Origin of the sequence: Paraburkholderia oxyphila NBRC 105797, from assembly GCF_000685075.1 — a bacterium.
Taxonomy (GTDB): Bacteria; Pseudomonadota; Gammaproteobacteria; order Burkholderiales; family Burkholderiaceae; genus Paraburkholderia; species Paraburkholderia oxyphila.
Genome location: NZ_BAYD01000044.1, coordinates 38549 through 52721 on the forward strand (window position 1 = coordinate 38549; position 14173 = coordinate 52721).

The window sequence follows — 14173 nt, forward strand, 5'->3', positions numbered from 1 at the left end:
CCTTATTGGAACGCAGGCATCACGTCGTGGATCATCCGCTCGAGTGACGCTTTCTTGCGCTCGAAGCTCATGCCGGTGTCGATCCAGAACGAGTACTCGTCGAAGCCGAGCGCTTCGTACGCCTTAAGACGTGCGATCACTTCTGCTGGCGTGCCGATCACGTTGTTCTTGCGCATGGCCTCCGGCGTGTAGAACGGGTGAGCAGCCATCTCTTGCTGGCTCAGTGGCTTGATCATGCCGCGGCTGACCGGACGCTCGTTCTTGAACCACGCGCCGAAGTAGTTGTAGAACACGTTCACTTCCTCGGCGGCGATTTGGGCATCGTCTTCGCTGCTCGCCACATAAGTGTGACGCAGAAGCATGACCTGCGGGCGAGGCACATTGCTGAACTTCTCGCATGCGGCGTTGAAGTGGCCCACGAGCTTCTCGACCTCTTCGTCGCCCAGGTGCAGCGGCGTGACCTGCACATTGCAGCCGTTGGCCACGGCGAATTCGTGGCTGTTCGGGTCGCGCGCGGCCACCCAGATCGGCGGATGCGGTTGTTGCAGCGGCAGCGGCGAGGAGGTCGTCGAGGGGAATTTCCAGAACTCGCCTTCGTGCGCGTAATCGCCTTCCCAGAGTTTTTTGACTGCGGGAATGAGCTCGCGCATGCGCTGTCCGGCGCCCCAGGCGTCGAGCCCCGGCATCAGGCGCTCATACTCGAACGAGTAGGCGCCCCGGGCGATGCCGAGTTCGAGACGGCCGCCCGTGACGATGTCGGTCATTGCGGCTTCGCCGGCAAGCTTGATCGGGTGCCAGAACGGCGCGATGATCGTGCCCGTGCCGAGCCTGACGCGCCTGGTCTTGTTGGCGAGATCGACGAGGTTGATGAACGGATTGGGCGCGATCGTGAAGTCCATGCCGTGGTGCTCGCCGGTCCAGACGGCGTGCATGCCGCCGCGGTCGGCGATCTGGCACAGCTCGACCATTTCCTCGTAGAGCTGCTTCTGGCTGGTCTGGTCGGAGACGCGCTCCATGTGAACGAAAAGCGAAAAACGCATGATGTGACCTTTCAGGAAAGAAGCGGGCGGACGGTGCCGGTGCTATGGTCGCCGAAGTACAGGCCGTAGCTCTTCAACTGGCTCTCCTTGCGGTAGCGTTCGAGCATGCTGGCCAGTGCGCTGTCCTGGAACGCTTCGGTCTCGATATCGTCGAGGCTCACGAATTCGCCCGCGACGGCAAGCTCGTCCGGTGCGCTGCAGAGGAACGAGATGTACTGGTAATTCGTTTCGGTATTGTTGTAGACCGAATAAATGAAGTTTGCCGATGCGTCCGGCTGGTATTGCCTGAAGAGTTCGGCCAGCGCCTTATCGGCGCCTTCCTTGCCGATCTCCTTCGAAGGCAGTCCCCACTTGTTGCCGGCCGTCTTGACCAGGAGCACCTTGTCGTCGCGCGTGATGATCGCGCTCACGATGACCTTCGGGCCGGCGATGACCTCGGCCGACAGGCTGGCCGGCGTGAAATAGCCGCCGCGGTAGTAGCCGAGGCCCGCGTAGCCTGCCGAATGGAATGCCTCGACCTTGCCAATGATGAGTGCGTGGTCGCCCGCATCGATCACCGCGTGCGTCGTGCAGTCGAACCATGCGCTGACGTCGGCGATGAGCGGATTGCGGTTGGCGCTCAGATGCCAGTCCACCCTGGCGAAGCGATCTTCGCTGGGCCGGGCGAAGGTGTTGGACAGCTCCTTTTGCCCCTCCGCGAGAATGTTGATCGCGAAGTGCCCCGTGGTGGAAAACGTCTGGTAATTGCCCGACGTCTTCGCGATGCTCACGAGCAGCAACGCGGGGTCCAATGACACGGACGAGAACGAATTCGCGGTGAAGCCGAGCGGCTGACCATCCTCGCGAGCGGTGGTGACGATCGTCACGCCGGTCATGAACGCGCCGAACGCATCGCGCAACTCCCGGGTGTTGATCGTGGCGGCTTGCTGGCTTGTTGCCTGGCTCATATCATGCTTCCGATTTTTCCGACTTCAGGGTTTGCGCCTGCGGCTCGGTCTGCAACCAGGCACGCAGGGCGCGATTGACTTCCTCGGGCGCGGTCAGGTTCACCATGTGGCGCTCGTTCTCGATCACGACGGCCTTCCCGGCATGGGCGGCCTGCGCCATTTGCCTCGCCATCTCCGGCGTCGAATTCGGGTCATCCGAACCGGTGAGCACGAGAGCAGGGCAGGCAATGCTGTGCCAGCCATCCGCATACACGGTGTCACCCCTGGCGAACGCCGTGTACGCCGTGGCGTAGCCCGCGAGGTCGACGGACTGCAGCCAGGATTCGACCTTTTGCGCGGCGATCTGCTGCGCCTCCTCGGCATTGAACCAGCGCCGCAGCGGCGTTTGCACGTCGATGGTTCCCGAGCGCAGCTCGGCGGCGCGTTGCAGGACGGCTTCGCGGGCCTCTTCCGTGCGACGGTACACACCGTTCAGGACTGCCACGCGCTTGACCAGGTCGGGCCGGGTGACGGCAACGCCAGCCGCAATCAGCGAGCCCATCGAGTGGCCGGCCAGATTGACGGGGCCGGCGTGAAGCGCCTCGATGAACTCGCTCGCCCACTGCACGAACTGTTGCAGGTCTGCGTTCTCGTCGAGCGCATCGCTCGCGCCGTGGCCCGGCATGTCGACCGAGATCACGCGGAATTCGCGCGAGAGGTCGTCGATCTGCGGATACCACGCGCTCGCCTGCATGCCCACGCCGTGAATCAGGACCAGCGGTTCGCCGCTGCCCTGCTCGAGCCAGTGGGCAACGCGGTTATTGGACAGCTGCAGGGTTCTTGACGTCATTTCCGAGCTCTGCGAGGTCTTTGTAGCGATCGCCAATGCGGTGATGCGGGCGGCCAGCGGTGGAGGCGCCAATGGCGATGACGAGTTCGTCGGCCGCCGGCGCGTCGGGAATCGCAAACTGGAGCGTCAGGTAGTGCGAGCGGCGGCCCTCGTCGTTCTTGTCCATCATCGGAATGAGCAGGGGCGCATTCGCGGGACCGCGCGTGTTGTTGAAGGCGAGGTACGACTTGGCGCCCACGGCCGAGCGATAGATGTTGCCGAAGTGCAGCGTGTGGATCAGCGCGGACGCATGCTCGATCTCACCGTCGAGTCCGACGATCGCGCTCTTGCCGAACGCCTCGACGGCTTCGCCCGAGCCGGCTTCGTCGAGGATCAGTCTGGTGAGGTGCTCGCTGAGTTGCGGCCCGAGTGCACGAATCTCCGGCGACAGGTCCTCGACATAACCGCGGCCTGCCCAGGGATTCTTGATCACCGCGGCTGCCCCGATCATCTTCAGCGGCTTTGCCGCGGCCTTGTCGCCATCGACATAGACGGTCTCGACATGGAGGATGGTTTTGCGAATCAGGCTCATGGCACCTACCTTTTCGTGCGTTGAATGTGAGGTGAATTTTGGTATACCATGTTACGGCATGCCATGAGTGTTAACCCTCGACCGATGATTTTCGAAATGAAGGTGGAAAAATGACTGCGTACTGGATTGCCCATGTGAAGGTCCTCGATCCCGCGAAATACAAGGACTACACGGATATCGCGCCACAGGCGTTCAAGAAGTTCGGCGCCGTTTTCCTGGCGCGCGGAGGCGCGTCGCAGGTTCTGGAGGGGGAGTCGTTCGAGCGCCACGTGGTGATCCGGTTTCCCGATATGCAAACGGCGCTTGACTGCTATCACTCGCCCGAATATCAGGCGGCCAGGCAAAAGCGGGAGGGGCATTGCCGGGCGCAGGTGGCGATCGTCGAGGGCTTGGGCGACTGATGGCGCTATAACGCCAACGGTATGGAAAGCTGGATGTCAGTTAGGTCATAATATGGCATTCCATGCTTGTGCCCGGCTCGTGTCCGCTTGTACCCGCTTGTACCCAAGCTCGGGCCCCTATCCGTTTCCAGACCGTCGCCCATGCAAGACCTCAAAATTGACCGCAATGCCAAAACCCTGCGTGAACTGACGCTCGACAAACTGCGCGGCGCAATCGTTCAAGGGTATTTCCGGCCGGGTGCGCGGCTCGTCGAGCGCACGCTGTGCGATGAGCTTGGCGTGAGCCGCACGGTGGTGCGCGAGGTGCTGCGGCATCTGGAGACCGAAGGGCTGGTCGAGACCGTGTCGCGACAAGGGCCCATCGTGGCGCGGCTCGACCCGGCGCAGGTGGGCGAGATCTACGAGTTGCGCGGCCTGCTCGAAGCCAATGCCGCGCGCGCCTGCGCCGAGGCCGCGACACCCGAAATCGTGCAGCAACTGCGCGAGATCCGCACCGTCATTGAAGAGGCGTTCGAGAAGCAAGAACTGCCGCGCGTGCTCGAGTACACCGAGCGTTTCTACGAAACCCTGTTCGAAGCCTCCGGAAAGCAGGTGTCGCTGACGGTCGTCAAGACGCTCAACGCGCGCATCAACCGGTTGCGCGCGTTGACCATCGCCATGCCGGGGCGCAGTGGCGACTCGAACCGCGAGATGAACCAGTTGCTCGACGCGATCGAGCGGCGTGATGGCGACGCGGCCTCTGCGGCTTCGTTCGCGCACATCAAACGGGTGTCCGAACTGGCGTTGTCGGCGCTCGCCCAGCAGAACGAGGCAGCGGGCGATAGCTGACGCATTTCGCAACGCCCGTTTCGCAATACGCGGTTTGATACCCAAGGCCGCCGGCAAAAAAACCGGCGGCCTTTTGTTTTGTCTGCTGATTCCCGTCAACCGAAGTGTCGCCGCGCGCGAGCTTCCCTGTAGTCCAAAGCGTGCCAGGCAGTCCCGTCTGACGACTCATGGTATTCCATAATACGCAAAGCGCTTGCGTGGACCATAAGATGGTATACCATAATCTCATCAAGCATCGCAGGGACCACGGGAGACCGCCATGGCTGAGCCCATTACCGGACAAACCACGCAACAGGCCTTTGACATCGCCGAGTTTCGCCGCGCGCTCGGCGCGTTCGTCACGGGCGTGACCGTCGTCACGACGATCCAGCCCGACGGCTCGCCGCGTGGCTTCACAGCGAACTCGTTCACCTCGGTGTCACTCGACCCGCCGCTGATTCTCGTGTGCATCGCGAAGACGGCGTCGAGCTATGCGGTGTTCTCCGAAACGCGCCGCTTCGCGGTGAGCGTGCTCGCAGAAAGCCAGAAGCCTGTCTCTGGCGTATTTGCCTCGAAGATGGCCGACAAGTTCGCGCAAGTGCCCTGGAGCACACGTAAAACGGGCGCCCCCGTGATGGACGGCGCGGCGGCGAGCTTCGACTGCCTGACACATGAGGTTGTGGACGCGGGAGACCACATCATCCTGATCGGCCGCGTGGTCGACTTCGTTCAGACGAGCGCCTCGCCGCTCGGCTATTGCCGTGGCGCGTACGTGAATTTCAGTCTTTCGCAGGACGCGCTTGCCGCAACCGGAATGCGCGCGCAGGTGGGCGCGATCCTGGAACATCGCGACGGACTCGTGCTCGTCGACACGGCACAAGGCGTGCAGCTGCCGGCTGGCATCAAGCTCGAACCGGCAAGCGACCCCTCGAGCCTGCGCGGCGTACTCGCGAAGCTCGGTCTGCAGGCGCATCTCGACTTCCTCTTCGCCGTATTCGAGGGGAACGGCGAGCGCGAGCCCGGTGTGCATATCTATTACCGCGGCCGCGTGATTCACACCGGTTCGCCCTGGCTCGACAGCAGCATCCGCATCGTGCCGCTCTCGCAGATTCCCTGGGACGAAGTGACCGACGACGCGGTGCGCTCGATGCTCGAACGCTACGTGCGCGAACGCAGGCAGGACGCGTTCGGCATCTATGTCGGCGATACGGAAGCCGGGACCGTGCAGCCGCTCGCCGCCTGAACCTACCTCAGCCACTGAACACAACGATTTCCCCTGGAGAGAGACATGAGCAACAGAAGCATCCATCTTTGCGCACCGCTGGCCGTACTTTGCGTGACGACGCTCGCGGCAGCACCGGCACTCGCCGCGGACCCGATCGTGTTCACGAGCTGGGGCGGCACGACACAATCGTCGCAACAGAAGGACTGGGCACAGCCGTTCACGCAGGCGAGCGGCATCAACGTGCTGATGGACGGCCCGACCGACTACGGCAAGCTCAAGGCGATGGTGGACAGCGGCAACGTGAGCTGGGACGTGGTCGATGTGGAAGGCGACTTTGCCTACGCCGCGCAAAAGGACGGCCTGATCGAACCGATCGACTACTCCGTGGTGAAGAAGGCCGACCTGGACCCGCGCTTCGCGACCCCCGACGCCGTGGGCAGCTTCTACTATTCGTTCGTGCTCGGCTACAACAAGGCGAAGTACACGGGCGCGCAGCCCCAAACCTGGGCGGACCTCTTCGACACCAGGCGCTTCCCGGGTAAGCGCACGTTCTACAAGTGGTCGGCGCCGGGCGTGCTGGAAATCGCGCTGCTTGCCGACGGTGTGCCGCCCAACAAACTCTATCCGCTCGACCTCGACCGCGCGTTCAAGAAGCTCGACACGATCAAGAGCGACATTGTCTGGTGGAGCGGCGGCGCGCAGTCGCAGCAACTGCTCGCTTCGGGCGAAGCGCCCATCGGCATGTTCTGGAATGGCCGTTTGCACGCGCTGGCGCAGACGGGTGTGCCGGTGGGCATTTCGTGGAACCAGAACCTGACCGCTGCCGACATGCTCGTGATTCCCAAGGGCGCCAAGCATCGCGACGAAGCGATGAAATTTCTCGCCGCCGCAACGAGCGCGCAGGCTCAGGCGAAATTCGCGGCCAACACGGGCTACGCGCCGATCAACGTGAAGTCGGCCGCACTCATGCCGCCCGCGATGGCCAAGACGCTGCCCGACCAGTACAAGACCTCGCAGATCGATCTCGACATGAAGTACTGGGCGGAGAATCGCGACGCGATTGCGAAGCGCTGGTACGCGTGGCAATCGAAGTAAGCAGGCCCGGACAGAGTCTGGACGTGAACGCTGCTCAGTATTCCGAATCAAAGCGAACCGGGACGGCTGAGCAACCGAGTTGCATGGGGCCAGGGCAAGCGTTCAAGCGCCGACTCTGGCCGACACAGGAGACGCCATGCCCAACGTATTGAGTACCGTCGCGCATCCCCCTGCGACGGCCGCGCGCAAGCGGCGCGACTGGCGCAGCATCCGGCTGCTGGCGCCGGCCATGCTGCTCCTCGTGATATTTTTTCTGCTGCCCGTGCTCTCGCTGCTCTTGCGCAGCGTGCTCGAACCGACGCCGGGTCTGCATAACTACCAGCAATTGCTCGGCTCGACGACGTATCTGCGCGTATTCGGCAATACGTTCCTCGTCGCCACGGTCGTGACGCTCGTGACGCTGCTGGTGGGCTTTCCGATGGCGTGGCTGCTTGCCATCGCGCCACGCAAGCTCAGCTCGCTGCTGTTCGCGATCTTGCTGCTGTCGATGTGGACCAATCTGCTCGCGCGGACCTTCGCATGGATGGTGCTGCTGCAGGAGACGGGCCCGATCAACCGCGCGCTAATGGCGATCGGCGTGATTCATGAGCCGCTCTCGCTTGTGAACAACCTCACCGGCGTGACGATCGGCATGACCTACATCATGCTGCCGTTCCTCGTGATGCCGCTGCATGCCACGCTGCGCGGCATCGATCCCTCGACGCTGCGCGCCGCGGCCGTGTGTGGCGCGAGCCGCTGGCAGGCATTCTGGCGCATCCTCGTGCCGCTCGCCATGCCGGGCGTGGCCTCGGGCGCGCTGATGGTGTTCGTGATGGCGCTGGGCTACTTCGTCACGCCGGCGCTGCTGGGCGGCCCGTCCTACATGATGCTCGCCGAGCTCATTGCGCAGCTCGTGCAGGAACTGCTGAACTGGGGCCTTGCCGGCGCCGCGGCATTCGTGCTGCTCGCCGTGACGCTCGCGCTCTATGCGTTGCAACTGCGCTTTACGGGCAGTGCGCGCGCAAGTCAGGGAGGCCGTTGACATGTTGCTCGACTTCGATCGTCTCGGCGCGCTGCGCTGGATGCTGGTGGCCGTGGGCGCTGCCGTCTCGCTCTTTCTCCTGCTGCCGATCGTCTTCATCGTCGCGCTTTCGTTCGGCGATTCGCAGTGGCTCATCTTCCCGCCGCCGGGCTGGACGCTGGAGTGGTATCGGCAGCTTTTCACAGACCCGGGCTGGATCGATTCGCTGCTCACGAGCGCGAAGCTGGCGGTGATCGTCACGGCGCTTTCCGTGTTGATCGGCTTTCTCGCCTCGCTTGCGCTCGTACGCGGCAAGTTTCGCGGCCGCGAGGCCGTGCGGGGCTTTTTCCTCACGCCGATGGTCCTGCCCGTCGTCGTTCTGGCCGTCGCGCTCTATGCGTTCTTTCTGCGCGTCGGCCTGAACGGCACGATGACCGGGTTCGTGATCGGTCATTTGATCATTGCGTTGCCGTTCTCGATCATTTCGATCAGCAATTCGCTCGTGAGCTTCGACACGGCGCTCGAAGACGCGGCGCTCATCTGTGGCGCCTCGCCGCTCACGGTGAAGCTGCGTGTCACGCTTCCCGCGATCCGGCTGGGCCTCTTTGCTGCCGCGATATTCGCGTTCCTCGCGTCGTGGGACGAAGTCGTGGTGTCGATCTTCATGTCGAGCCCGACACTGCAAACGCTGCCCGTGCGTATCTGGTCGACGCTGCGGCAGGACCTGACGCCCGTCGTGGCGGCAGCGTCTTCGCTGCTCGTCGGATTGACGACCGTATTGATGCTGGCGGGCGCCTTGCTGCGCCGCGCGCGTGCCAACTGAGGTAAACAAGCCATGACTGCATTCCTGCAAATCCAGCGTCTGCGCAAGACCTACGACGACGTCGTCGCCATCGACCATGTTTCGCTCGATGTGCGCAAAGGCGAATTCATGACCTTCCTTGGGCCTTCGGGTTCGGGCAAGAGCACGACGCTCTATATCGTCGCGGGCTTTCAGGAGCCGACCGAAGGCCGCGTGCTGCTCGACGGCAAGCCGCTGCTTTCGGTGGCGCCGAACAAGCGCAACATCGGCATGGTGTTTCAGCGCTATACCTTGTTCCCGCATCTCACGGTGGGCGAGAACGTGGCTTTCCCGCTGCGCGTGCGCGGTCGCCCCGACGCCGAAATCAAGGCTAAGGTGGAGAAGATGCTCAAGCTCGTGCATCTCTCCGAGTGCCGCGACCGGATGCCGGCGCAGCTATCGGGCGGACAGCAGCAGCGTGTCGCCATTGCGCGGGCGCTTGCCTACGATCCGCCCGTGCTGCTCATGGATGAGCCGCTCTCCGCGCTCGACAAGAAGCTGCGCGAGGAAATCCAGCTTGAATTGCGCCGCATTCATCAGGAGACCGGCGTGACGATTCTTTATGTCACGCACGATCAGGAGGAGGCGCTGCGTCTGTCCGACCGCATCGCCGTGTTCAACAAAGGCTGCATTGAACAAGTGGGCACAGGCGAAGAACTCTATGCGAATCCGGCGTCGCGCTTTGTCGCGAGCTTCATCGGCAATTCGAATTTCCTGCCGGTGAAGGTGATGAAGAACAGTGGCGGCCGCATGAATGGCGTGTTCCCCAACGGCCATGAAATCGCCTCGGACGCCCTCAATCCGGCGCTCGCCGCCGGCGACGAAGGCGCGTTGATGATTCGCCCGGAGCAGATGCGCCTGAGTTCGCTGCAAAGCGCAAGCGGCGCAAGTGGCACAAGTGGCACGGCGGGCCTGCCGGTGACGGTGCGCGATATCACGTATCTTGGCGACGCGATGCACTACGCCGTGGCGACGCCCTGGCAGCAGGAGATCTCGATTCGCATGCCGGCGGCGCATCGGCACGACAGCGGCATTGCGATCGGTGCACAGGCGCTGGTCGACTGGGATGCGCGCGACGGTCGTCTCTTTGCTCTTGCTTGACGGCGACAAGCCATGAACGAAACACTGCCATCGCTGAAGGTCCAGCGCCCCACGGTCACGCTACGGGAACTTGCGCTCGAAAAAATGCGCACGGCCATCCTGGAGGCGCGTTTTCATCCGGGCGAGCGGCTGGTCGAGCGTTCCCTGTGCGAGATTCTCGGCGTGAGCCGCACGGTTGTGCGCGAGGTCTTGCGGCATCTGGAAACGGAAGGGCTGGTCGACTCGATACCGAACCAGGGGCCCATTGTTGCCGTGCTCGACTTCGAGACAGCGGCGGAGATCTACGAGATACGCGCGTTGCTGGAAGGCGAGGCCGCCATGGCCTGCGCGCAGCATGCCGACGATTCCATCGTCGCGGAGTTGGGCGGCAATATCGACAAGATCGAGCACGCTTTCGAATCCCGGGACTATCAGGCCGTGAAGGCGCTCACCACTGCCTTCTATGAGCGCATGTTCATCGGCGGAAAAAAGCAAGTGGCCTGGGAGATCGTGCAGTCGTTGACCGCGCGTATCAACCGCTTGCGCGCGCTGACGATCGCGTCCGATGACCGTGGGCGCCAGGCGGTCAGCGAGATGCGCCGGATTCTCTCCGACATTCAGGCGGGAAACGGAGCAGGGGCGCGCGAGGCTGCCATCGCGCATGTCGACAGGGTGGCCGAGATCGCACGAAACCTGTTGGCCCAAGGGCACGAGAACGCTTCGTGGCGTCAGGCGGGGTAGGGCGGCCCGCTTTACAGCGCTCAAACCCCGGGCGTTGCATTGAAGTTGAGTTGCTTTGTGGGGTGTGTCATTAGCAATACGAAGTAGAAGCTCCGATTGAAGCATTTTTATCCCGGAAGGAACAGTCATGGAATTGAAAACCCTGTTGAAGGACGCGGCACTCTTGAGCCATCAGGCTTATATCGATGGGCAATGGTGCACGGCCGATTCGGGGGCGAGCTTCGACGTGTTCGACCCGGCAACGGGCGCAACGCTGGGCAGCGTTCCTTTGATGGGAGAGGCTGAAACAACGCGCGCGATCGCCGCCGCGAATGCCGCGTGGCCTGCGTGGCGGGCACGGACCGCTAAGGAGCGCGCGATCGTGTTGCGTCGCTGGTACGCGCTCATGATTGAACACGCCGACGACCTTGCGCTGATCCTCACGGCCGAGCAGGGCAAGCCGCTTGCCGAAGCAAAAGGCGAAATCCTCTATGGTGCCTCGTTCATCGAGTGGTTCGCCGAAGAGGGCAAGCGTGTGGCGGGCGACACGCTCGCCACGCCGGCGTCGGACAAGCGCCTCGTGGTGGTCAAGGAGCCCGTAGGCGTTTGCGCTGCGATCACGCCGTGGAATTTCCCGAATGCGATGATTACCCGCAAGGTGGGGCCGGCGCTCGCCGCGGGCTGTCCCATTGTCGTGAAGCCCGCGGAAGCGACGCCATTTTCCGCGCTCGCGCTCGCGGTTCTCGCAGAGCGGGCGGGCGTGCCCAAGGGCGTGCTCAACATCGTCACCGGCGACCCCAAGGCGATTGGCCACGCCATGACGAGCAGCCCCGTGGTCCGCAAGCTTTCGTTTACGGGTTCGACAGGAGTGGGCCGGCTGCTGATGGCGCAAAGCGCGCCCACGGTGAAGAAAGTGACGCTCGAACTCGGTGGCAACGCGCCCTTCATCGTGTTCGACGATGCCGATCTCGACGCGGCAGTGGAAGGTGCGATCGCTTCGAAGTATCGCAACAACGGGCAGACGTGTGTCTGCACCAATCGCTTCTACGTGCACGACCGGGTGTATGACGCATTCGCCGCGAAGTTGGCTACGGCTGTGAAGGGCCTGAAGGTGGGTCACGGAACAGAAGGTGGCGTAACGCTCGGACCGCTCATCAACGAGGCGGCGGTCAGGAAGGTCGAAGCGCATATCGCGGACGCACTCGACAAAGGTGCGACGCTCGCCACCGGCGGAAAGCGGCATGCACTCGGGCAGGGTTTCTTCGAACCCACGATACTCGTGAATGCCACTGCGCACATGGACGTTGCGAGAGAAGAAACGTTCGGACCGCTCGCACCGCTGTTTCGCTTCTCGAGCGACGAAGAGGTGGTGAAGCTCGCCAACGACACGGAGTTCGGACTGGCCGCTTATTTTTACAGCCGCGATATTGGGCGCATCTGGCGGGTTGCCGAGCAGCTTGAATACGGCATGGTCGGCATCAATACGGGCCTGATCTCGAACGAGGTCGCGCCATTCGGTGGTGTGAAGCAGTCGGGCCTTGGCCGCGAGGGTTCGCACTACGGCATTGACGACTACCTGGTCATCAAGTACCTGTGCATGGCGGTTTGATGGGGTAGGGGGCGACCAGACCGCGCCCTGTGCACTGTGATCTTTCGACAGGTACGCCTCTTGCGCAATCAATGCCGTCAGCATCGCCAGCAATCGTGTGGCGGGATAGCGAGGAGGGCGTTGTGACCCTGCTTCTGGTCCGTACTGATTCTTGATCGGGGCGTTTCCCGTGGGGCCGCATGGCCGAAGTTGGGGTGCGCGCTGTCCGGTGTAGTTTGAGGTCAGATGATGGGGTTGTGCTGAATTGGATACGTAGTCCTAAAGGGAGGATCAAAATGAACAAGCAAAGTGTCTTGTCAAAGGGTGTTGTGATCGTCTTGGTGGTGGCGGGATTGACGGCTTGCTCGGATATGTCACACCGAGGCGTGGATACTGCGGTCGGGGCGGGGGTTGGCGCAGTCGGTGGCGCTGCGCTCACTGGGGGTAGCGCACTCGGAACGGTTGGCGGGGCTGCCGTTGGCGGTGTAGTGGGCAATCAGATCGGAAAGTGATGGGCACGAGCGCCGTGCCCCGCAGCCACAATGAGCTGATGCTTCGACTGACGCGGCCGGCGGATTGCGGGCCGCGTACCTGGAGCCTAGCGTGAAGCGTTGGCGCTTTTCAGGGAAATGCCGGAAGGATGGGGGTTTCCTTCATCTGTATCCTCGGGAAGCAGATTGCCGTCATCGAGGCCAGCATCCGCGCGCGCCGTCTCCGGGTAGCGCTCGGGATGCAGATGGCGCGCCAGGGCTTCCCGATCGAGCGTCCCCGACCATCGCGCGACGACCACCGTCGCCAGGCTGTTGCCGATTGTGTTGCAGGTCGCGATCGCCATCGACATGAAGCGATAGACACCGAAGATGATCGGCAGACCTTCGACGGGCAGAATACCCGTGGACGTGACGGTCGCCGCGAACACGACAAACGAGCCGCCTGAAACCGTTGCCGCGCCTTTCGACGTCAGCAGCATCAGCAGCAGAATGGCGATCTGCTGGTGTAGCGTGATGGGCACGTTGTACGCGTGCGCGATGAACATCACGCCCATCGACATGAAGATCGAGGTGCCGTCGAGGTTGAACGCATAGCCGGTGGGCAGAACGAGGCCCACCGTCTGTTTCGCGCAGCCGAGCCGCTCGAGCTTGATCAGCAGACGCGGCAGCGCGCTCTCCGAGGACGCCGTGCCGAGCACGATCAGGACCTCGTCGCGGATGTAGCGCAGGAACCGCCACATGCTGAAGCCGGCGAGGCGCGCTGCGATACCCATCACCACGATGATGAACAGGACGATGACCGCGTAGAAGCTCAGGACGAGCTGGGCGAGCGCGACGAGCACCGCGGTCCCGTTGCTGCCCACGGCATAGGCAATGGCGCCGAAGGTGCCGAGCGGCGCGAGCTTCATGACGATGTTGATGAACGCGAACAGGACCTCGGATACGAGCTCGAGGCCCTCATTGATACGTACACGCCGGCTTTCCGGAATCGCCAGGATGCCAATCCCGACCATGATCGCGAGCACCACGACCTGCAGCAGTTCGCCCTTGGCGAACGCGCCGATGAAGTTGCTGGGCACGAGATGCATGACGAACCCGGTGAAGCCTTCTGGTGCGGCCTTCGCGGCCATTGCCGGCATCGCACCGTGCGCGGCGGCTGTCATGCCGTTGCCGGTCTGCAGCAGGTTGCCTGCGAGCAGCCCAACGGCGAGGGCGATCGTGGAAATGACCTCGAAGTAGACGATCGAACGCCAGCCCACGCGGCCCGCGCTCCGGACGTCGCCTGCGGAGGCCACGCCATGCACGATGGTGAGAAACACCAGCGGCGCGACGCCAGCCTTGATCAGGTCGAGAAAAATGTCGCCGAGAATCTTGAGCTGGGCGCCGAGCTTCGGAAAGATCAGTCCCAGTGCGACGCCCAGCACCAGCGAGACGAGCACCTGCATGCCCAGCCTGCGATACCACGGCCGCTTCACCTGCGCGGGCAGGGCGTTGCGCGATGCGCTGTCGTTGTTCATGATGCGTGCTCCTCCACGATT

Annotated in this window: 15 protein-coding genes; 10 read left to right on the forward strand and 5 right to left on the reverse strand. The window is 63.0% G+C overall.

What is annotated here, in order from left to right:
• Nucleotides 1–2: 2 nt before the first annotated feature.
• The 4 genes from BO1_RS25265 to BO1_RS25280 are packed head-to-tail and all read right to left on the reverse strand — an operon-like array spanning nucleotide 3 to nucleotide 3387.
• Entirely contained in the window at nucleotides 3–1040 is a 1038-nt protein-coding gene (locus BO1_RS25265; RefSeq protein ID WP_028219926.1) for an LLM class flavin-dependent oxidoreductase, read from the reverse strand.
• Nucleotides 1041–1051: 11 nt separating this feature from the next.
• The gene (locus BO1_RS25270) at nucleotides 1052–1987 is read right to left on the reverse strand and encodes a flavin reductase (RefSeq protein ID WP_028219927.1); all 936 of its coding nucleotides are present in this window, start codon (nucleotides 1985–1987) and stop codon (nucleotides 1052–1054) included.
• A gap of 1 nt (nucleotide 1988) precedes the next feature.
• On the reverse strand, nucleotides 1989–2816 hold the full coding sequence (locus tag BO1_RS25275) for an alpha/beta fold hydrolase (RefSeq protein WP_028219928.1): 828 nt from the start codon (nucleotides 2814–2816) through the stop codon (nucleotides 1989–1991).
• Nucleotides 2785–3387 carry an amino acid synthesis family protein gene (locus BO1_RS25280; protein WP_028219929.1) on the reverse strand — a complete coding sequence of 201 codons (603 nt, stop codon included), beginning with the start codon at nucleotides 3385–3387 and terminating at the stop codon, nucleotides 2785–2787. Before BO1_RS25280 ends, BO1_RS25275 begins: the two co-directional genes overlap by 32 nt.
• 110 nt (nucleotides 3388–3497) lie before the next feature.
• Here BO1_RS25280 and BO1_RS25285 point away from each other — a divergent pair, with 110 nt between their 5' ends.
• The 10 genes from BO1_RS25285 to BO1_RS62085 all read left to right on the forward strand — a co-directional run bounded on the left by BO1_RS25285 (nucleotide 3498) and on the right by BO1_RS62085 (nucleotide 12656).
• Complete coding sequence (locus BO1_RS25285; protein ID WP_028219930.1) at nucleotides 3498–3788, forward strand: DUF1330 domain-containing protein; 291 nt, start codon at nucleotides 3498–3500, stop codon at nucleotides 3786–3788.
• A 141-nt stretch (nucleotides 3789–3929) separates the two neighbouring features.
• On the forward strand, nucleotides 3930–4616 hold the full coding sequence (locus tag BO1_RS25290; RefSeq protein ID WP_028219931.1) for a GntR family transcriptional regulator: 687 nt from the start codon (nucleotides 3930–3932) through the stop codon (nucleotides 4614–4616).
• A 259-nt stretch (nucleotides 4617–4875) separates the two neighbouring features.
• Nucleotides 4876–5838, forward strand: a complete 963-nt coding sequence (locus tag BO1_RS25295) for a flavin reductase (RefSeq protein ID WP_028219932.1) — start codon at nucleotides 4876–4878, stop codon at nucleotides 5836–5838.
• Nucleotides 5839–5883: 45 nt separating this feature from the next.
• Entirely contained in the window at nucleotides 5884–6915 is a 1032-nt protein-coding gene (locus tag BO1_RS25300) for an ABC transporter substrate-binding protein (protein ID WP_028219933.1), read from the forward strand.
• 136 nt (nucleotides 6916–7051) lie between these two features.
• Nucleotides 7052–7936: an ABC transporter permease gene (locus tag BO1_RS25305; RefSeq protein ID WP_028219934.1), complete on the forward strand. Its 885-nt coding sequence runs from the start codon at nucleotides 7052–7054 to the stop codon at nucleotides 7934–7936.
• Between the two features lies 1 nt (nucleotide 7937).
• The gene (locus tag BO1_RS25310; RefSeq protein ID WP_028219935.1) at nucleotides 7938–8738 is read left to right on the forward strand and encodes an ABC transporter permease; all 801 of its coding nucleotides are present in this window, start codon (nucleotides 7938–7940) and stop codon (nucleotides 8736–8738) included.
• Between the two features lie 12 nt (nucleotides 8739–8750).
• Entirely contained in the window at nucleotides 8751–9857 is a 1107-nt protein-coding gene (locus BO1_RS25315) for an ABC transporter ATP-binding protein (protein ID WP_028219936.1), read from the forward strand.
• A 12-nt stretch (nucleotides 9858–9869) separates the two neighbouring features.
• Nucleotides 9870–10577 (forward strand): GntR family transcriptional regulator, encoded by a 708-nt coding sequence (locus tag BO1_RS25320; protein ID WP_028219937.1) that lies wholly within the window; start codon nucleotides 9870–9872, stop codon nucleotides 10575–10577.
• Nucleotides 10578–10704: 127 nt separating this feature from the next.
• A complete protein-coding gene (locus BO1_RS25325; protein WP_028219938.1) occupies nucleotides 10705–12165 on the forward strand; it encodes an NAD-dependent succinate-semialdehyde dehydrogenase in 1461 nt (486 codons plus the stop codon).
• Between the two features lie 350 nt (nucleotides 12166–12515).
• Nucleotides 12516–12656 (forward strand): glycine zipper 2TM domain-containing protein, encoded by a 141-nt coding sequence (locus tag BO1_RS62085; RefSeq protein ID WP_377784818.1) that lies wholly within the window; start codon nucleotides 12516–12518, stop codon nucleotides 12654–12656.
• Nucleotides 12657–12742: 86 nt separating this feature from the next.
• Here the strand turns inward: BO1_RS62085 and BO1_RS25330 are convergent, their stop codons facing one another.
• The gene (locus BO1_RS25330; protein WP_028219939.1) at nucleotides 12743–14152 is read right to left on the reverse strand and encodes a cation:dicarboxylate symporter family transporter; all 1410 of its coding nucleotides are present in this window, start codon (nucleotides 14150–14152) and stop codon (nucleotides 12743–12745) included.
• Nucleotides 14153–14173: the final 21 nt, after the last annotated feature.